Genomic DNA, 18,062 nt, shown 5'->3' on the forward strand with positions numbered 1-18,062 from the left:
GCACGGGAGTCGCGCCAACAGCGACCACGCAAAGCGATGGGAGAAGACCTCATGGATCTGTCACGACGGCATGCACTGGCCGGCGCCGCCGCGCTCGCAGTGACGCCACTGCTTTCTTCGGCTCCGGCAAAGGCGGCAGCGCCTCTGGCCGACAAACAGGCGCCCAGCTTCTATCGCTACAAGGTCGGCGACATTCAGGTGAACGCGATATCCGATGGCGCGGCAACCTTTCCGCTGGCTGACACCTATATCCCCAACGCCAAGCGAGACGACATCAACGCCGCACTGGCCAAGGCGTTTCTGCCGAAAGACCAGATCACGAATTTCTATGCGCCGCTGGTGATCAACACCGGTGGCAAGCTGGTGGTGATCGACACCGGCAACGGGCCCGGCGCCTTTGCGGCAACGAAGGGCAATGTCGGCCAGTTCGCCACCAATATGATGGCGGCGGGGTTCGATCCCAAGATGATCGACATGGTCGTGATCTCGCACTTCCACGGCGACCACGTGAACGGTCTGCTGACGGCGGATGGCGTGCTGGCGTTTCCCAATGCCGAAGTGCTGGTGCCGGCAGTGGAGTGGAAGTTCTGGATGGACGACGGCGAGATGAGCCGTGCCACCGGCGATCGCATGACCGGCCTGTTCAAGAACAACCGGCGGGTGTTCGAGGCCGGGCTGAAGAAGAAGGTCACGCCCTATGAGTGGGGCAAGGACGTCGCGCCGGGGCTGCTGGCCATCGCCTCGATCGGGCACACGCCGGGCCACACGTCCTATGTGCTGTCGTCCGGCTCGGACAAGGTCTTCATCCAGTCGGACGTCACCAATCATCCGGCGCTGTTCGCCGCCCATCCGGACTGGCAGATCATGTTCGATCAGGACCCGGTGCAGGCGGCCACCACCCGGCACAAGGTCTATGACATGCTGGTCGCCGACAGGATGCGGGTGCAGGGCTTCCACTATCCGTTCCCGGCCAACGGCTTCGTCGAAAAGGACGGCAACGGCTACCGCGTGGTGCCGGCGCCGTGGAGCCCGGTGCTCTGACGATCTTGACGGATCGCGGGCGCGGCCCTATGACCGCGCCCATGATCAAGACAGCGACCAGCATCATCGCCCGCCGCCGCCGCATTCTCGCGGCAGGTGGAGATATGCGCGCATAAGCGTTTCGATCTCTCACTGCCGCCGGATCTGGCCCGCGGCAGTCTTTCTCCCAACAGCAGCGCGACCCATCCGGCGGCCTTCACTCAGGAAGGAGCCCGTCATGTATACGCCGCCCAAATTTCAGACCGACCGGACCGACGCACTGGCGTTTGCGAGCGCGCGCGGCTTCGGCACGGTCTGCGCCTTCGATGGCAGGAAGCCGATCGCCTCCGCGGTGCCTTTCTGCCTCGACTACGGCAATGACGGCACGCCGCGTCTGGCCTTTCACCTTGCGCGACAAAATCCGCTGCTCAAGCTCGCAGACGGCGTGACGCCATGGGCCATGGCCATCCTGGGCGCTGATGCCTATGTGTCGGCCGACTGGTACGTATCTCCCGATCAGGTGCCGACTTGGCTCTATCAGGCGGTCCATCTCACCGGACCGGTGCGCATCCTGTCGGGTGGTGAACTGGGCCCGCATCTTGACGCGCTGAGCGCAAGGTTCGAAACACGGCTGGCGCCGAAGAGGCCCTGGACCTCCGATAAGATGGCGGCGGGGCGGCTTGAGGCGATGAAGAAGGCGATCGTCGGTGTGGTGATGACAGTGGACGAGGTGGAAGGTAGCTCCAAGCTCAACCAGCACAAGTCAGATGCCGATCATCTGGCTGTCATGAGCGCACTGGCGCTGCGGCCGGAGCCTGCCGCGTTCGAGATTTCAAATGCGATGCGCAAATTGCGTCCGCATCTGTTCGCGGATGATGTGTCACAATTGAATGTTATGGCGAGTCTCGAAGGAACGATGTGATGAGGACCATCCAGGCAAAGGCTGGCGCGGCTGGCGGCCTCTCGGCAACGCCCACCGTATTCGTCGATGGCGCCGCAGGAACGACCGGGCTCGGCATTCGCGAGCGTCTCGCGCGTCAGAGCGTCGTGGCCGTCAAACACATTGACGCGGAGAAGCGCAAGGATCCCGCCGCAAAACTGGCGCTGATGGAGGAAGTGGATCTCGTCATCCTGTGTCTGCCGGATGATGCGGCGAAGGAGACTGTCGCGCTGATCGACAGTATGGGAGTCAGAGGCCCCAAGGTGCTCGATGCCTCGACCGCGTATCGGGTAGCGCCCGACTGGACCTACGGCTTTGCCGAGCTGGCGCCGGATCAGGCGGACAAGATCCGCGCCGCCCGGAAAGTCTCGAATCCGGGCTGTTATCCGACAGGCGCGATCGCGCTGCTGCGGCCGGTGATCGATGCCGGACTGGTGCCCGCCGATTACCCCGTCTCCATCAATGCGGTGAGCGGTTATTCCGGCGGCGGCAAATCGATGATTGAAAGTTTTGAGGACGGCACCGCGCCGGCCTTCGAACTCTATGGCCTCGGCTTCGAGCACAAGCACGTGCCGGAGACGCAACTCTATTCCCACCTCACGCGGCGGCCGATCTTCGTGCCGTCGGTCGGCAATTTCCGACAGGGCATGCTGGTCTCGATCCCGCTGCATCTCGATGCTCTGCCCGGCAAGCCTGATGCCGCCGACTTCCACGCCGCGCTGGCCAAATGGTACGCCGCGAGCAGCATCGTGTCGGTGATGCCGATGGACGACGCGGCGATCACGCGCGGACGGATCGAGCCTGAGGCGCTCAACGAGACCAACATGCTCGAACTCTACGTGTTCTCCAGCGACAGGCACCGCCAGGTGGTTCTCGTCGCCAGGCTCGACAATCTCGGCAAGGGTGCGTCCGGTGCGGCGGTACAGAACATGCGGCTGATGCTCGGCCTGGATTGAAATAGGCATGGGCGTCGACCTCGCTCCGCTTTTGCGACGACCCTCGAAGGAATGATGTGATGAGCACGAAGAAGAAGATCGGCATTCTCGGCGCGTCCGGTTACACCGGTGCCGAACTGGTGCGGCTGCTGCTGCGCCACCCCAAGGTCGAACTCGCGCTGCTGACAGCCGACCGGCGCGCCGGGCAGGCGATGGGCGACGTATTCCCGCAATTCGCACCCTATGAACTGCCGACGCTTGTGAGCATCGACTCCGTGAATTGGACAACCATCGGTCTGGATCTGGTGTTCTGCGCGCTGCCGCATGCGACCACGCAGAAGGTGCTGCAGGATCTGCTGGCCAAGGCGCCGCAGACCAAGGTGATCGATCTGTCTGCCGACTTCCGGCTCGAGGACGCCGCCGCCTATGCGAAATGGTACGGCCATGAGCATCACGCGCTGGAGCTGCAGAAGGAAGCCGTCTACGGCCTCGTCGAGCTCTATCGGCGCGACATCAAGAAGGCGCGGCTGATCGCCAATCCCGGCTGCTACACATCATGCGCGATCCTTCCATTGGTGCCGCTGCTGAAAGCGCGCGCCATCGAAACCGACGAGATCGTCATCGATGCCAAATCCGGCATGACCGGAGCGGGGCGTTCGGCCAAGGAAGAGATGCTGTTCTCGGAAGTGTCAGAAGGCTTCAACGCCTATGGTGTCGGTCATCACCGGCACATGGCAGAGCTCGACCAGGAATTTTCTAAGGCCGCCGGCAAGGAGGTGGTGGTGAGCTTCACGCCGCATCTGCTGCCCCAGAACCGCGGTATCCTCTCGACCATCTATGTGCGGGGCCGACGCGGCAAGACGGCGCAGGACATGCACGACGTCCTGGTGAAGCAGTATGAGAAGGAGCCGTTCGTGCACATCCTGCCATTCGGCAAGACGCCGCATTCGCGGCATGTGCGCGGCTCCAACATGACCTTCATCGGCGTTGCCGCTGACCGTATCCCGGGCCGCGCCATCATCGTCTCGACGCTCGACAACCTCACCAAAGGCGCGTCGGGGCAGGCGGTGCAGAACATGAATCTGGTACTCGGTTTTGCCGAGACGCTGGGCATCGATCAGCCGGCGATGTTCCCGTAAGGGATGCTCCGCTTCTTGATCCACACACTCCGTCATGTCCGGCACAAGCCCGCCATGACGGAGAAAGCGGGTGCGTGGTCGGCTCTTGTTTCGCCGATCCGCCTGCTGCTCCGTCAGCCTGTCAGAGATCGCGCATCATGACGATCGATGTTTGCTGGAAGCCGTGCCGCTGGAAGAAGCTATGGGCCCGGTGATTGTCGACGCCGCTCTCCAGGAAGAAGCGTTTCACACCGCACGCGCGGCATTGCTCCGTGAGCCAATCAAACAGGGCGCCGCCAAGTCCGTGGCCGCGAACCGCCGGAGAAAACAGCACATCGTGGATGGTGGCAAACGGCCGCTCCGGATTGAGCCGCGAGATCTCGATTAGGGCAAATCCGACGATCGTGCCATCCTGTATCGCAGTCGCGACCATCGTTTCATTGCCTGACGAATCCGAGAGCAGATCCGCGACATAGTGCCGGGCCTTGGTCGCGCGATCCGGGGCCCACCGGCCGATGGCCTCGGCGACGCCGTATTGCAGTTCCGAATGGGAGATATAGGCGGGATCGTCATACGCCAGCAGGATGCCGAGGATAGCATCGGTTGCGGCTGCGTCGTGACACCAGTCGAATTGAACCGGATGGGTTGCAGGTAACTCGGAAGACATCGCAGTCCTGTCCGTTGGAGCTGATGCGCGCGTGTTCATACGCGTCGATATCATACCAAACTGCCGGTCTTCTTGTGACGCGACATATGAGCAGGTGCGTCAGCAACAAAATGGCCCGAACTTGCGTTCTGGCCTTTTTTCTATGCTCTTGTCGCTGACCCCGGCTTCTGCGCACGCTCCTTGAACATCTCGCTCAGTGTCTGCGCCGCTTCGACGGCGCGCGGAAAACCGGCATGGACGGTCGTCAGATTGACGATCTCCTTCAGCTCTTCCTCTTTGGCGCCTGCGTTGAGCGCGTAGCTAGAGCGCGAACTCATAAATTCAGGGTAGTCGGTGGACGTCCGCTTTGGTGCGCATTCCGGATTCAAGTCGGACATGACGGCACGTCCGAAAAGTGCCGAAACCGGAAGTCGTCACCTCACCACGCATACCGCACCACGCCCTTGCCGGCGTAGCTCCTGGTGAGCTGAGAGAACTCGCCTTCGAAGGTGCTGGCGGCGGACCAGCCGTTCAGCCATTTCTTTTCGACGGAGGCAGTGACGAGCGCAGAGTCGCCGGCCTGCGCGGCGCCGCCAACGACAAAGGATGCACCCGGCAGCGTCTGGAACGTCGCACCGATATTGCGGCCGGGGTTGAAACCATGCGCCCATGCCAGGCGCCCCCGCAGCGTGACGATTCCGTCCGGCATCGCATATGATTTGTCGCTGCGCAGGCCGAGTTCGCTGCGCGTATCGGTGACACTCCTTGATGCGTAAGCCAGTGCAAAGGTGTTGACGCCGGTGACCGCCTGCTCGGCATAGGCCGGCAGATCGAAGGTGGTGAACTGTCCTGCTGCGTAGGGCGTGATGCCGATGCCGCCCATCCATGGGCTAACAAAGCGATAGCCACCTTCGACGCGACCCGAGAAGGCATTGGCGTTGAACTGCGCGCGCAATTGGTCGATGCCGGCCACCGTCACGGTGCGGTTGGTGGTGATGTCCTGCCAGCCATAGGCCAGCGCGCCGGAGAGATACGCCGCCCCCGCATTGTGCCGGATGAAGGCGCCGGCCTGGAACATATCGGATCGGCCAGAACCGCCATTGACGGTGCTGAAGGTCGTGCCACCGCCCGCCAGCGCAAAGCCTGCCAGCGTATTCGGCGAGATACGGTAGTCGGCGCCGACCGCGATGCCTGCGATGCGGCTGGTGGTGTTGTTGGAGCCGAGTGTCGTGTTGCCGTTCGTGGTCTGCGAACCACCATAGCCTGCCGCCCACACGCTCCAGCGCTGCGCGAACGGATCGGCCATGACCGGCGCCTTGGTGAACATCGCATAGGCGTCGCGCGCCGCACCGGAGCGCGGCATGTCCGGTGAGGCATAGGCCGATGCACCCGCGGACGATCCCGCTGAAACCGGATCGCCGCGACCGTCGATGAAGGGATCGGTCATCACGCCCATGAACTGGTTCATCGCACTGAAGGTCGTCTGCTGCGAGCCGGTCGCGGTCTCGCCCGATACCTGCGACAGCGCGGATGAGAGATTGCCGCCGGTGAGACCAAACAGCGCGACAAAGGCTGGCGGCAGCGCACCGCCAGTGTTGAAGAAGTTGTTGAGCGCGCCCGCGACATTCTGCTGAGTGCCGCCCAATGCTCCGCCGAGGCCGAGCGACGCCGTGAGATTCAACAGCACGTCGGTCGGCGTGTAGCTCAGGCCGACGTTAAAATTCGGCAGCCCGCTCACGCCACCGAAACTGGTGCCGCCGAGGCCGCCGGCCGCCGACAGGATGGTGTAGTTCTTGCTGACATAGCTGCCCGGCAGGAAGACCGTCTGCACGGTGGCGCCAGTGAGCGTCGCGGCGCCTGTGACATTGGTGCGGTCGGCCGATGCCGAGACCTCGACGCGGTAGATGCCGCCGGCGCCGAACGCCAGATTGCCGCCGACCGTCAGCGTGCCGATCGAATTGCCGGGCGCGAGCACGCCGCCGCCGTTGATGGTAGCACCGCCGACGGTGCCGTTGCCGCCGAGCGTGCCACCGGCATTGACCGTCACCGCCGAATTGGCGATGGAGCCATTGACCGCCAGCGTGCCGCCATTGACCGTGGTGGCCCCGCTATAGGGGTTGGTCGCGGTCAGGATGGTGGTGCCGCTCTCCACCGTCACCGCCCCCGCGCCGGAGATAATCGGGGCGAAGTTGTAGTTCGAGGCGGTGTGGTTGAAGACGATGCGGCCGGTGCCTGCCCCGAACGCGACCGAGGGTGTGGTCAGCGTGCCCGGCGCGGCTGCGGCCAGACCGGAGGCGGCGCCGATATTGAGCGTGCCGGTCGAGCCGGCCAAAGCGGCGATCTGCATGCCCGAAGCCGTCGAGACGGCGCCGCCATTGGCGATCGTCAGCATGCCAGTGCCGTATTGACCGACGGCGAGCGTGTCGGAATTGGTCCAGACCGAGCCGGCGCCATTAACCGTCGCGGTACCGGTCGAGCCGGGAATCAAGCCGAGATAGCCGAGGACATTGCTCACCTTGCCGCCGTTCTGGATCGTCAGCGTGCCGGTGCCTCCAGAGCCAACAACGAGCGCGCCGGAATTGGTCCAGACCGAGCCGGCGCCATCAACCGTCGCGGTGCCGGTCGAGCCGACATCGGTGCCGATCCAGCCGATGACGTTGCTCACCGCACCGCCGTTCCGGATCGTCAGCGTACCAGTGCCGGAATTGCCGACATAGATGTCGCCGGAATTGGTCCAGGACGACCCGGCGCCATCAACCGTCACGGTGCCGGTCGAACCGGCAAGGGAGCCGAGATAGCCGGCGACGTTGCTCACCGTGCCGCCGTTCCGGATCGTCAGCGTGCCGGTGCCGGAATCGCCGAGAATGAGGACGCTGGAGCTGGTCCAGGCCGAGCCGGCACCATCAACCGTCGCGGTGCCGGTCGAGCCGGCATTGAAGCCGAGGACGCCGATGCCTGCGTTGCTCACCTTGCCGCCGTTCTTGATCGTCAGCGTGCCGGTGCCGGAAACGCCGGCAATGAGAGTGCTCGAATTGGTCCAGGTCGAGCCGGCGCCGTCAACCGTCGCGCTGCCGGTCGTGCCGGCAGTGAAGCCGAGATAGCCGAAGCCGGCGTTGCTCACATTGCCGCCGTTCCGGATCGTCAGCGTGCCGGTGCCGGAACGGCCGACAAAGAGCGTGCTGGAACTGGTCCAGGACGAGCCGGCGCCATCAACCGTCACGGTGCCGGTCGAGCCGGCAAGGGAGCCGAGATAGCCGGCGACGTTGCTCACCGTGCCGCCGTTCCGGATCGTCAGCGTGCCGGTGCCGGAATCGCCGACAATGAGGTCGCCGGAATTAGTCCAGGCCGAGCCGGCGCCGTCCACCGTCGCGGTGCCGGTCGTGCCGGCATTGACGCCAAGATCGCCGGTGACGTTGCTCACCTTGCCGCCGTTCCGGATCGTCAGCGTGCCGGTGCCGTCTTGGCCGACAAAGAGGTCGCCGGAATTGGTCCAGGCCGAGCCGGCGCCATCCACCGTCGCGGTGCCGGTCGAGCCGGCATTGACGCCGAGCATGCCGAAGCCGGCGTTGCTCACATTGCCGCCGTTCCGGATCGTCAGTGTGCCGGTGCCGGAATAGCCGACAAAGAGGTCGCTGGAACTGGTCCAGGCCGAGCCGACGCCCTCAACCGTCGCAGTGCCGGTCGCAAAGAGCCCGAGATAGCCGGTGGCGCTGCTCACCGCGCCGCCGTTCTGGATCGTCAGCGTGCCGGTGCCGGATTGGCCGACAATGAACACGGCGGAATTGGTCCAGGTCGAGCCGACGCCATCAACCGTCGCGGTGCCGATCGAGCCGCCATTGTAGCCGAGAACGCCGAGAGCGCTGCTCACCGCGCCGCCGTTCTGGATCGTCAGCGTGCCGATGCCGGACTTGCCGACATTGACAGCGTTCGCTTGCGCGCCGGGCGCTCCGACCACTGTGGTATTGAGCGCGACGGTGCCGATATCTGCGTTGCTCCCTGCGGTTGGAACGCCGCCCGACCAGTTGGTGCCGATGAACCAGTCGGTTGAGGTGCCGCCGGTCCAGTCGGAGGCGCGCGATGGCGTCGATGTTGCCAGGACCAGTCCGAGCGCCACCATGGAGCTGGTGCCCAGCAGGCGGTTGGACAACACGGCCAAGGTCAGCGCCGCAAAGCGGCTATTCGATCGCTTGCGCGCAACAACGGCCGCACCGGTTTCCAGCGCACCTTCAGACGCTACAAAATAAGACAAAAAAAATCTCCCCGCAGCCCAAATAGCGACGTCTGAAATTCCGTTGCGCCTTTGCGGCGCTCGCCGTGCTTGGACCCGTTAAGCGGGGTTCTGTGCAGACAGGTTAGCGGGGGAAAACATCGCGGAGTCCAACCAATATCGGTCATCCGACAAGGCTCGCCGCCGTATTTGGCCGACCGCGTCATTAATATCACAGGAGGAACACGCACTGGATATGAACGTCACCAGTTGGCTTAAGAGGCGAGGTCCGTTGCGGGGTAATCGCGTCGATTTTGGCAAGTCGACGGCGTGTCCGGCTAGCGGTCAATCTCGGAAGCGCGGGATCTTTTGGGTCCTCCGTTCAGGTGCGCCATGGCGCGACCTGCCAGAGACGTAGGACCCCCGCACCACTTGTTACAATCGCTTCGTTCGGTGGCGGCGGGCAGGCGTCTGGGACCAGATCGTGGACGCGCTGGTCGCCGGTCATGACGCGGCGGTGCAGATGATCGATACCTCCATTGTGCGCGTGCACCAGTATGGAGCCTGTATCGCGGACAACAATCAGCAGGATATGGGGCGGTCACGAGGCGGCCTGATGGGCCAAACAAAACGGCCCGAACTTTCGTTCGGGCCGTTCGTGTTTGATCTAAGCGTGACTTACGCGGCTGCCGACTTGGCGGTCGGGACTTCCGAGATGGTCTTCAGGATCTGCGAAGCGATGGCGTAGGGGTCGCCCTGCGAGTTCGGACGACGATCTTCCAGATAGCCCTTGTAGTCGTTCTTCACGAACGAGTGCGGGACGCGGATCGATGCGCCGCGGTCCGCGATGCCGTAGCTGAACTTGTTCCACGGCGCCGTTTCGTGCTTGCCGGTCAGACGCTTGTCGTTGTCCGGGCCGTAAACGTTGATGTGGTCCATCAAGTTCTTGTCGAACTGGGCCATCAGGGCTTCGAAATAGGCCTTGCCGCCGACCGTGCGCATATATTCGGTCGAGAAGTTGGCGTGCATGCCCGAGCCGTTCCAGTCGGTGTCGCCGAGCGGCTTGCAGTGGAATTCGATGTCGATGCCGTACTTCTCCGTCAGACGGAGCAGCAGGTAACGCGCGACCCACATTTCGTCAGCGGCCTTCTTGGAGCCCTTGCCGAAGATCTGGAATTCCCACTGGCCCTTCGCCACTTCGGCGTTGATGCCTTCGTGGTTGATGCCGGCTTCGAGGCAGAGGTCGAGATGTTCTTCGACGATCTCACGGGCGATCGAGCCGACGTTCTTGAAACCGACGCCGGTATAATACGGACCCTGCGGAGCCGGGTAACCAGCCTCCGGGAAGCCGAGCGGACGGCCGTTCTCGTAGAAGAAGTATTCCTGCTCGAAACCGAACCAGGCGCCGGGATCGTCGAGGACGGTTGCGCGCCGGTTGGTCGGGTGCGGGGTGACGCCATCGGGCATCATGACTTCGCACATCACCAGGGCGCCGTTCTCACGGGCCGCATCGGGATAGATCGCAACCGGCTTCAGCACGCAATCCGAGCTGTGGCCTTCAGCCTGCATGGTCGACGAACCGTCGAAGCCCCACAGCGGGAGCTGCTCGAGGGTCGGGAAATCTTCGAATTCCTTGATCTGCGTCTTGCCACGCAGGTTCGGAACCGGCGTGTAACCGTCGAGCCAAATGTACTCGAGCTTATACTTTGTCATGCGGGTCTCTCATGAGTTGGCGATGCGTAGGGCGTGAGCCCTGAGCTTGCCGGCGGGCGGACGCAAAATCCGCCCCCAGCGGCACAGCTTATAAAGCACGTAATATGCCAATTTGCCGCGATGCAACCGTCCGCGTCGTAAAAAGGTCATGTCCCGTGGAATGCCGATCTGGCGCGGCCAGAAGCAGCACCGTCGGCGTTCGAATCGGCGTTAATTTCGCGATTTTTGACCCAATGGCGCTCGGTCGCTCCGGAGCGCCATGCACAATCCCGATGCACGCGATATTTTCCCGGAACTTTTCTGCCTTTCAAGCGCTCATTTGACGGTTGAGCGGCTGACATATCGCAGCCAAAACCTGCGCGCCAAAGGCGCATTGGCCCCTTGTGCGCATATTGTCGGCATTCATCTGCTTTTTATGGAGCAATCGGCACAAAAGAAGTGCGCCGATGTTACAATCCGACCCTGACGTGAAAAACGCAGAGCGAAGAGCTGATCAGGAAGGAAAAGTGAGCGTTATGACGACGAATATTCCGCATCAACACACTGCCAAAATCTACCGGTTTCCGGTGGGCGGCCGTGCCTCGGTCGGCCCGCGCCGGCTGGACAGCAGGCCGAGCCTGTTCCGGATGCCACAGACCGCTCCGGTCGTTGCGGTTGACGGCTGGTACCACGAGGCTGCCATCCAGGACGCCAAGCGGACCACCGAACACTAATGGTAGGCATCAGGCAGCGACGCCGCGCAGCGCGCGGGAGATTTGAAGTGATTGAGGGTCGAAACAACGATGTTTCGGCCCTCTTTTTATGGCTGCTTTGACAGGCGTCAGACGCCGAAGATCGACCAGCCGAGCCGCTTCGTGAGCGCTTCCAGCGCAATGCGGCCGAGATGCGAATTGCCGTGCTTGTCGAGGCCCGGCGCCCAGACTGCGATCGACGCCTTGCCGGGAGCAACAGCGATGATGCCGCCGCCGACGCCGCTCTTGCCGGGCAGGCCGACACGATAGGCGAACTCGCCCGAGCCGTCATAATGACCGCACATCAGCATCAGCGCGTTGATACGGCGCGCGCGCTCCGAGGACACCACCGAGAGGCCGGTCGAGGGATTGCGGCCGGAGTAAGCGAGATAGCGTGTGGCCATTGCCAGTTGGCGGCACGACATCGCGATCGCGCAGTGATGGAAATAGACGCCGAGTGTGAAGTCGACGGGATTTTCGACCACGCCAAACGACTTCATGTAATTGGCCAGCGCGGTGTTGCGAAAGCCGGTGCGTTTCTCGGACGCTGCGACCGTCTCATCGATGACGATGGAGCTGTCGCCGGACAGAAACTGCATGAAGCGCAGGATTTCGCCGATAGCCTCGCGTGGCTGATGGCTGGACAGGATGACATCGGTGACAGCGATGGCGCCGGCATTGATGAAGGGGTTACGTGGCACGCCGCGCTCGCGTTCGAGCTGGACGATGGAGTTGAACGGATTGCCCGAGGGCTCGCGGCCGACATGTTTCCAGAGTCGGTCGCCGACCATGCCGAGCGCCAAGGTGAGTGTGAAAACCTTCGAGATACTCTGGATCGAGAACGGCACATCGGCATCGCCCGCGGCCGCAACCTGGCCATCGGCATCGATGACCACAAGCCCGAACTGGTTGGGATCGATGCCGGCGAGCTCCGGAATATAGCTCGCGACCTCGCCGCGGTCGGTCCGCTGCGCCATCTCGTCGGCGATCTCATTGACGATCAATTGAAGATCGGGGCCAGCGTGGCTCATTGCAAATCGATCAGGCGAGGGTGTCGTCAGTACGAAATCCGCAGGATCGCAACGGCGAGCACGGCCTGGGCGAAGAAGCCGACGAGGAAGGCCAGCGTGCGGAACACGGGCAGACCCAGTGTGTAAACGACCAGATGCACGACGCGCGACCAGAAATAGACGGCGCAGGCCAGAACAGTGGTCGGGGTCGAAACGTCCGCAGCGTTCAGGATCAACACCAGCGGAGCGAAGACGATGAGGTTCTCGACCGCGTTGTCATGGGCGAACAGCAGCCGGTTGGCCCAGTCGGCCAGAGGCTTGTCATTACGCGACGGGTTGGCCATCGCGCCGGTCACGCCGCGGACCACGATGCGGTTCAGCACATAGGGCACCCAGAGCAGGCCGGTGAGAATCACGGTCAGCGTCAGCCAGAACAATTCACGCGTCATCCGGGTATCCTTTCGGTCGAAATTTCCGCGGAAAACGCGGAGATGGTCGTGCAAAACACGCACGCCGCAAGTGGGGTGCGATGCGCGTTGGCTCAAACCATAGACGTTTGCTGTGACAACGCCAACTGAGCGCGGAGCAGGCGAGCTGTTACGCTCGCACCCGCACGTAACTGCCCGGGGCGTCTTCGAGCGCGGGGAAGGCGTCGGTGCCGACCTGGCGGGCCGGAACCTCTTCGCCATCGATACCGGCAAGCCACTCGCGCCAGTTCGGCCACCACGAGCCTGCATGTTCCTGCGCGGTCTTCATCCAGTCGGCGAGATCGGTGACGTGGGCGTTGTCATTGGTCCAGTACTGGTACTTGCCCGAGGCCGGTGGATTGACCACGCCGGCGATATGGCCGGAGCCGGACAGCACATATTTCACCGGGCCGCCGAAGAATTGCGAGCCGTAAAGCACCGATTGGGCCGGTGCGATGTGATCCTCGCGGGTGGCGAGATTGTAGATGGGCACCTTGACCTTGGAGAGGTCGAGCCTTGTGTTGTCGAGGATCATGTTGCCGGTCGAGAGCTTGTTCTCGAGATAGCAATTGCGCAGATAGAATGAGTGGTTCGCCGCCGGCATCCGCGTCGCATCCGAATTCCAATGCAGCAGATCGAAGGCCGAAGGCGGCTTGCCCTTGAGGTAGTTGTTGACCACGTAGGACCAGATCAGGTCGTTGGAGCGCAGCATGTTGAAGGCCATGGCCATCTTGCTGCCTTCCAGCACACCCGCCGCCTGCATGTCCTTTTCCAGCGCCGAAATCTGATCCTCATCGACGAAGACCATGAGGTCGCCGGCATGGGTGAAGTCGACTTGCGCAGCCAGGAATGTCGCCGAGGCCACGCGGACGCGGCGCTTTTCGGCGAGCCAGGCCAGCGTCGAGGCGAGCAGGGTGCCGCCGACGCAATAGCCGATGGTGTGGACCGTCATTTCGCCGGTGACCTGCTCGATGACGTCCATGGCGGCCAGTGGACCTTCCTTCATATAGTCGTCGAAGGTCTTGGCGCCGAGGCGCTTGTCCGGATTGACCCAGGAGATCACGAATACCGAGATGCCCTGATCGACGGCCCACTTGATGAAGGATTTCTCGGGCTTGAGATCGAGGATGTAGAACTTGTTGATCCAGGGCGGCACGATCAGGAGCGGCGTGCGCAGCACGTTCTCGGTTGCCGGCTGATACTGGATGAGCTGCATCACCTCGTTCTGGAAGATCACCTTGCCCGGCGTCGTCGCCATGTTGACGCCGACTTCGAGATTCTTCGGGTCGGACTGGCGAATGCGCAGCGAGCCTTTGCCGGCTTCGATGTCTTCGGCCAGCATGGTCATGCCGCGCATCAGGTTGCTGCCGTTCGACATCACCGTCTCGCGCAGCACTTCCGGATTGGTCAGCACGAAATTCGATGGCGCCATCGCATTGGTGATCTGCTGGACATAGAACTCCGCCTTCTTGCGGGTGTGTGCATCCAGACCTTCAGCATTCTTGACGAGATCGTGGGCCCATTGCGTGGTCAGCAGATAGGCCTGCATGACGAAGTCGAAGAACTGGTTCGATTTCCATTCGGGATCGCTGAAGCGCTTGTCGCGCGGCGGCGCCTCGATGGCGGGCAAGGTGGCTTCCCCGACCATCCGGCGCATCGCCGAGCCCCAGAGGTCGAGATAGGCCTTGCCAAGTTTCATCTGCAATTCGGCGGCGCGCTTGTCGTCGGACAGCCAGTAATTGGCGACGACGCTGAAGGTCTTGATCAGCTCCGTCAGTTCGTTCGGCGGCTTGTCGACGGTCTCGCCGGTCTGGCGTGACTGCAGATAGGCGGACAAGGCCTTGCCGCCATTTTCCATCGCCTTGGCCAGGTTGAGCGCAAAAGCTTCGGGATTGAACGGCTTGGCGGACGTGTCGCCCGAGGTCTTGTCGTCAGCAGCTTTGGCGTCGGCGGCAACTTCGGTCATGGCGCAACAACAGCTTTATTCCAGTCGGGCAACGGTACGTCACCACGCAAATCAATGATGGCACAGTTCGTGGATTGTCGCAGGATTCGATGTGCTGCACTGCGTCATGTCTTCGGATTTGGGTCTTGCTTCCGTCATATTGAAGATCCAAGCCTGCAGCTTGTTCTCCCGGCATTAATCGTTTGTGACCAGATTGGTTGGATGGTGCGCTGCGATAGGGATAAAATCGATTCTGATGCGATGTGATACAGGGTTGTGGCGTGACGCGTAGAGGGACATTCACGGCGATCGATGGTCGCACCGGACGGGTGGCGAGAGTGGCCGCCCTGCTGGCGCTGGGGCTTGGCGCGCCTCTTGGCGGCTGCGCCTCGACTATTGCCGACATGCCCATGGTCGGCACACCCGCGGGTGCTCCGGCGCGGCCGGCCGAGGTGGGGACCTATCTGCCGGTTCACGACCTGCCGACTACCCGCGAAGGCACCGCCATGGCGCCGGCGGACCAGGCCAAGATGCAGGCCGAACTGACCGCCGCCCGCGACCGGCAGGCCGTCGTACTGCCGGCTAAACCGGCAGCCAAATAGTCAAAACTGCCTGTCGTGACTGGTGTCACCGGGCTTCCGTGATAAAAAGAAGCGATTCAACCGCATGATGAAGCGGTTCTGGAGCCAAATCCCATGGAAGAATTCTACCGCATCCGCCGATTGCCGCCCTATGTGTTCGAACAGGTCAACCGGGCCAAAGCCGCCGCGCGGAACGCTGGCGCCGACATTATCGACCTCGGCATGGGCAATCCGGATCTGGCGACCCCGCCCCATGTGATCGAGAAGCTCAAGGAAACCCTGGGCAAGCCGCGCACCGACCGCTATTCGGCCTCGAAGGGCATCACCGGGCTGCGCAAGGCCCAGGCCGGCTATTACGAGCGCCGGTTTGGCGTGAAGCTCAATCCCGACACCCAGGTGGTGGCGACGCTGGGCTCCAAGGAAGGCTTCGCCAACGTCGCCCAGGCGATCACTGCGCCCGGCGATGTCGTGCTGTGCCCGAATCCAAGCTATCCGATCCATGCCTTCGGCTTCCTGATGGCGGGCGGCGTGATCCGCTCGGTGCCGTCCGAACCGACTCCGGATTTCTTTGCCGCCGTCGAGCGCGCCATCATCCATTCGATCCCGAAGCCGATCGCGCTGATCGTCTGCTATCCGTCGAATCCGACGGCGCAGGTGGCGAGCCTCGATTTCTACAAGGACCTCGTCGCCTTCGCGAAAAAGCACGAGATCTACATTCTTTCGGACCTCGCTTATGCCGAGGTCTATTTCGACGACAAGAATCCGCCCCCCTCGGTGCTGCAGGTGCCGGGCGCCATGGACGTCACCGTCGAATTCACCTCGATGTCGAAGACCTTCTCGATGGCCGGCTGGCGCATGGGCTTTGCGGTCGGCAACGAGCGCATCATTGCCGCGCTGACGCGGGTGAAATCCTATCTCGACTACGGGGCCTTTACGCCCGTGCAGGTCGCGGCGACTGCCGCGCTGAACGGTCCTGACGATTGCATCCGCGAGATGCGTGATGTCTATCGCAAGCGCCGCGATGCCATGGTGGAGTCCTTCGGCCGGGCCGGTTGGGACATTCCGCCGCCCTCGGCGTCGATGTTCGCCTGGGCGCCGCTACCTGAGAAATTCCGCGAAGTCGGCAGCATGCAGTTTGCAACGCTTCTCGTTGAAAAGTCCGGCGTGGTGGTATCTCCCGGCGTCGCCTTCGGCGAGCATGGCGAAGGTTACGTCCGCATCGCCATGGTCGAGAATGAACAGCGCATTCGCCAGGCTGCCCGCGGCATTCGCCGCTTCCTTGAAAGCGGTCTCGAAACGTTGCACAACGTGGTTCCTCTCGCCAACCGGCGATAGGCGTGATCCCCGAAAACCGGCAACCGGTTTTCGGACCGGTCATCGCTCAACAAGAATTCCGACAGGTCTGAAGCTTAATGGTCGCACCCCTCAAAGTGGGTATCGCGGGACTCGGCACCGTTGGTGCCGAAGTCGTCCGTCTCATCGAACAGCAGAACTCGATTTTGGCCGCGCGCTGCGGTCGTGGCGTCAAGGTGGTTGCTGTCACCGCGCGCTCCAAGACCAAGAAGCGCGGCGTCGATCTGCGCGGCATCGACTGGATGAAGGATCCGCTGGCGGTTGCGCAGCATCCGGACGTCGAATGCTTCGTCGAACTGATGGGCGGTGTCGGCGATCCCGCACTGTCATCGATCGAGGCGGCGCTCAGAGCCGGCAAGTCGGTCGTCACCGCCAACAAGGCGCTGATTGCCAAGCATGGCCTGAAGCTCGCGGCGTCGGCCGAGAAGCATGGCGGCGCGCTGAACTACGAGGCCGCTGTCGCCGGCGCCATTCCGGTCATCAAGACCATCCGCGAAGGTCTCGCCGGCACCGATATCAATCGCGTCTACGGTATTCTCAACGGCACCTGTAATTACATCCTGTCCCGGATGGAGCTGGAGGGCCTGTCCTTCGAAGAATGCCTTAAAGACGCGCAGCGGCTTGGCTATGCCGAGGCCGAGCCGTCCTTCGACGTCGATGGCCACGACACCGCGCAGAAGCTGGCCATTCTCGCCAGCCTCGCATTCGGGACCAAGGTCGCGCAGAGCGCCGTGTCCGTCGAAGGCATCTCGTCGATTGCCGCCGAGGATTTGCGCGCGGCCGCCGAGCTTGGCTATCGCGTGAAGCTGCTGGGCGTCGCCATGCGCACGGCGACGGGCATCGAACAACGCGTGCATCCGACCATGGTGCCGCTGTCATCCTCCATCGCGCAGGTCATGGGCGTCACCAACGCTGTCACCGTCGACGGTGCCGGCATCGCGCCGATCACGCTGGTCGGACCCGGGGCAGGCGGAGCTGCGACAGCATCTGCGGTTTTGGCTGATATTGCCGACGTTGCACGCGGTGTGCGCGCGCTGCCGTTCGGGCGGCCCGTCGATAAACTCAAGGCGACGACCAAGGCTCCGATGGAGCGCCACGAAGGCGGCTACTATATCCGCCTGATGGCGCGTGATCTCGCCGGCACTGCCGCGCGTATCGCAACGCGTCTGGCCGAGCAGAAGATCTCGCTGGAGTCGATCGTTCAGCGGCACCCCAATGGCGGCATCGAGCCGGTCGGCAAGAGCACGAAATCGTCACCGGTGCCTGTTATCCTGATTACCTACGCCACCACCGAAGACGCGATGCGTCGCGCCCTCCAGGCGGTGCAGAGCGACAAGGTGATATCAGGCAAGCCGCAAGTTATCCGGATCGAGAAGAACTAAATCCACGCGTTGAG

General features: G+C 62.8%; 16 protein-coding genes and 1 pseudogene. 10 read left to right on the forward strand and 7 right to left on the reverse strand.

What is annotated here, in order from left to right; genetic code table 11:
- The first annotated feature begins 51 nt into the window (after window positions 1–51).
- The 4 genes from AC1RLZ_RS12055 (at window position 52) to argC (AC1RLZ_RS12070) (ending at window position 4,034) form a co-directional block, all read left to right on the forward strand.
- Window positions 52–1,041, forward strand: coding sequence for an MBL fold metallo-hydrolase (locus AC1RLZ_RS12055; protein WP_493188818.1), 990 nt, complete (start codon window positions 52–54; stop codon window positions 1,039–1,041).
- Window positions 1,042–1,258: 217 nt separating this feature from the next.
- Window positions 1,259–1,942, forward strand: a complete 684-nt coding sequence (locus tag AC1RLZ_RS12060) for an FMN-binding negative transcriptional regulator (RefSeq protein WP_493188819.1) — start codon at window positions 1,259–1,261, stop codon at window positions 1,940–1,942.
- Window positions 1,942–2,916, forward strand: coding sequence for an N-acetyl-gamma-glutamyl-phosphate reductase (argC, locus tag AC1RLZ_RS12065; RefSeq protein WP_493188820.1), 975 nt, complete (start codon window positions 1,942–1,944; stop codon window positions 2,914–2,916). The genes AC1RLZ_RS12060 and argC (AC1RLZ_RS12065) overlap by 1 nt, the downstream gene beginning before the upstream one ends.
- 59 nt (window positions 2,917–2,975) lie before the next feature.
- Complete coding sequence (gene argC, locus AC1RLZ_RS12070) at window positions 2,976–4,034, forward strand: N-acetyl-gamma-glutamyl-phosphate reductase (protein WP_493188821.1); 1,059 nt, start codon at window positions 2,976–2,978, stop codon at window positions 4,032–4,034.
- Window positions 4,035–4,155: 121 nt separating this feature from the next.
- Here the strand turns inward: argC (AC1RLZ_RS12070) and AC1RLZ_RS12075 are convergent, their stop codons facing one another.
- The 3 genes from AC1RLZ_RS12075 to AC1RLZ_RS12085 all read right to left on the reverse strand — a co-directional run bounded on the left by AC1RLZ_RS12075 (window position 4,156) and on the right by AC1RLZ_RS12085 (window position 8,908).
- The gene (locus AC1RLZ_RS12075; RefSeq protein ID WP_493188822.1) at window positions 4,156–4,680 is read right to left on the reverse strand and encodes a GNAT family N-acetyltransferase; all 525 of its coding nucleotides are present in this window, start codon (window positions 4,678–4,680) and stop codon (window positions 4,156–4,158) included.
- A 140-nt stretch (window positions 4,681–4,820) separates the two neighbouring features.
- Complete coding sequence (locus AC1RLZ_RS12080; RefSeq protein WP_493188823.1) at window positions 4,821–5,057, reverse strand: carboxymuconolactone decarboxylase family protein; 237 nt, start codon at window positions 5,055–5,057, stop codon at window positions 4,821–4,823.
- A gap of 41 nt (window positions 5,058–5,098) precedes the next feature.
- Window positions 5,099–8,908, reverse strand: coding sequence for an autotransporter outer membrane beta-barrel domain-containing protein (locus AC1RLZ_RS12085; protein ID WP_493188824.1), 3,810 nt, complete (start codon window positions 8,906–8,908; stop codon window positions 5,099–5,101).
- Between the two features lie 250 nt (window positions 8,909–9,158).
- Between AC1RLZ_RS12085 and AC1RLZ_RS12090 the strand changes: the two are divergent.
- Window positions 9,159–9,482 (forward strand): annotated as a pseudogene (locus tag AC1RLZ_RS12090) (transposase); the annotation flags it as partial.
- Window positions 9,483–9,544: 62 nt separating this feature from the next.
- Here the strand turns inward: AC1RLZ_RS12090 and AC1RLZ_RS12095 are convergent.
- Window positions 9,545–10,579: a glutamine synthetase beta-grasp domain-containing protein gene (locus tag AC1RLZ_RS12095; RefSeq protein WP_493188825.1), complete on the reverse strand. Its 1,035-nt coding sequence runs from the start codon at window positions 10,577–10,579 to the stop codon at window positions 9,545–9,547.
- Between the two features lie 259 nt (window positions 10,580–10,838).
- Here AC1RLZ_RS12095 and AC1RLZ_RS12100 point away from each other — a divergent pair, with 259 nt between their 5' ends.
- Both AC1RLZ_RS12100 and AC1RLZ_RS12105 read left to right on the forward strand, forming a co-directional pair.
- The gene (locus AC1RLZ_RS12100; protein ID WP_493188826.1) at window positions 10,839–11,045 is read left to right on the forward strand and encodes a hypothetical protein; all 207 of its coding nucleotides are present in this window, start codon (window positions 10,839–10,841) and stop codon (window positions 11,043–11,045) included.
- Between the two features lie 49 nt (window positions 11,046–11,094).
- A complete protein-coding gene (locus AC1RLZ_RS12105) occupies window positions 11,095–11,292 on the forward strand; it encodes a DUF2735 domain-containing protein (protein ID WP_371420883.1) in 198 nt (65 codons plus the stop codon).
- Between the two features lie 107 nt (window positions 11,293–11,399).
- Here the strand turns inward: AC1RLZ_RS12105 and AC1RLZ_RS12110 are convergent, their stop codons facing one another.
- From AC1RLZ_RS12110 to AC1RLZ_RS12120, 3 genes are all read right to left on the reverse strand, one after another.
- Window positions 11,400–12,341: a glutaminase gene (locus AC1RLZ_RS12110; RefSeq protein ID WP_493188827.1), complete on the reverse strand. Its 942-nt coding sequence runs from the start codon at window positions 12,339–12,341 to the stop codon at window positions 11,400–11,402.
- A gap of 26 nt (window positions 12,342–12,367) precedes the next feature.
- Window positions 12,368–12,769 carry an MAPEG family protein gene (locus AC1RLZ_RS12115; protein WP_371420871.1) on the reverse strand — a complete coding sequence of 134 codons (402 nt, stop codon included), beginning with the start codon at window positions 12,767–12,769 and terminating at the stop codon, window positions 12,368–12,370.
- 148 nt (window positions 12,770–12,917) lie between these two features.
- Window positions 12,918–14,645, reverse strand: coding sequence for a PHA/PHB synthase family protein (locus AC1RLZ_RS12120; RefSeq protein WP_493188934.1), 1,728 nt, complete (start codon window positions 14,643–14,645; stop codon window positions 12,918–12,920).
- A gap of 368 nt (window positions 14,646–15,013) precedes the next feature.
- Here AC1RLZ_RS12120 and AC1RLZ_RS12125 point away from each other — a divergent pair, with 368 nt between their 5' ends.
- The 3 genes from AC1RLZ_RS12125 to AC1RLZ_RS12135 all read left to right on the forward strand — a co-directional run bounded on the left by AC1RLZ_RS12125 (window position 15,014) and on the right by AC1RLZ_RS12135 (window position 18,048).
- Window positions 15,014–15,334 (forward strand): hypothetical protein, encoded by a 321-nt coding sequence (locus tag AC1RLZ_RS12125; protein WP_493188828.1) that lies wholly within the window; start codon window positions 15,014–15,016, stop codon window positions 15,332–15,334.
- Between the two features lie 93 nt (window positions 15,335–15,427).
- Window positions 15,428–16,648 carry an LL-diaminopimelate aminotransferase gene (locus tag AC1RLZ_RS12130; RefSeq protein WP_092143358.1) on the forward strand — a complete coding sequence of 407 codons (1,221 nt, stop codon included), beginning with the start codon at window positions 15,428–15,430 and terminating at the stop codon, window positions 16,646–16,648.
- A 77-nt stretch (window positions 16,649–16,725) separates the two neighbouring features.
- Entirely contained in the window at window positions 16,726–18,048 is a 1,323-nt protein-coding gene (locus tag AC1RLZ_RS12135; RefSeq protein WP_493188829.1) for a homoserine dehydrogenase, read from the forward strand.
- Window positions 18,049–18,062 lie beyond the last annotated feature (14 nt).

The sequence above is a fragment of the Tardiphaga sp. GW822-FHT04G09 genome (assembly GCF_058800725.1).

Bases quoted from the DNA above. Each gene is read 5' to 3' on its own strand.
- AC1RLZ_RS12055 (WP_493188818.1), top strand. From the start codon at position 52: ATGGATCTGTCACGACGGCATGCACTGGCCGGCGCCGCCGCGCTCGCA.
- AC1RLZ_RS12060 (WP_493188819.1), top strand. From the start codon at position 1,259: ATGTATACGCCGCCCAAATTTCAGACCGACCGGACCGACGCACTGGCG.
- argC (WP_493188820.1), top strand. From the start codon at position 1,942: ATGAGGACCATCCAGGCAAAGGCTGGCGCGGCTGGCGGCCTCTCGGCA.
- argC (WP_493188821.1), top strand. From the start codon at position 2,976: ATGAGCACGAAGAAGAAGATCGGCATTCTCGGCGCGTCCGGTTACACC.
- AC1RLZ_RS12075 (WP_493188822.1), bottom strand. From the start codon at position 4,680: ATGTCTTCCGAGTTACCTGCAACCCATCCGGTTCAATTCGACTGGTGT.
- AC1RLZ_RS12080 (WP_493188823.1), bottom strand. From the start codon at position 5,057: ATGTCCGACTTGAATCCGGAATGCGCACCAAAGCGGACGTCCACCGAC.
- AC1RLZ_RS12095 (WP_493188825.1), bottom strand. From the start codon at position 10,579: ATGACAAAGTATAAGCTCGAGTACATTTGGCTCGACGGTTACACGCCG.
- AC1RLZ_RS12100 (WP_493188826.1), top strand. From the start codon at position 10,839: ATGCACAATCCCGATGCACGCGATATTTTCCCGGAACTTTTCTGCCTT.
- AC1RLZ_RS12105 (WP_371420883.1), top strand. From the start codon at position 11,095: ATGACGACGAATATTCCGCATCAACACACTGCCAAAATCTACCGGTTT.
- AC1RLZ_RS12110 (WP_493188827.1), bottom strand. From the start codon at position 12,341: ATGAGCCACGCTGGCCCCGATCTTCAATTGATCGTCAATGAGATCGCC.
- AC1RLZ_RS12115 (WP_371420871.1), bottom strand. From the start codon at position 12,769: ATGACGCGTGAATTGTTCTGGCTGACGCTGACCGTGATTCTCACCGGC.
- AC1RLZ_RS12120 (WP_493188934.1), bottom strand. From the start codon at position 14,645: ATGGAAAATGGCGGCAAGGCCTTGTCCGCCTATCTGCAGTCACGCCAG.
- AC1RLZ_RS12130 (WP_092143358.1), top strand. From the start codon at position 15,428: ATGGAAGAATTCTACCGCATCCGCCGATTGCCGCCCTATGTGTTCGAA.
- AC1RLZ_RS12135 (WP_493188829.1), top strand. From the start codon at position 16,726: ATGGTCGCACCCCTCAAAGTGGGTATCGCGGGACTCGGCACCGTTGGT.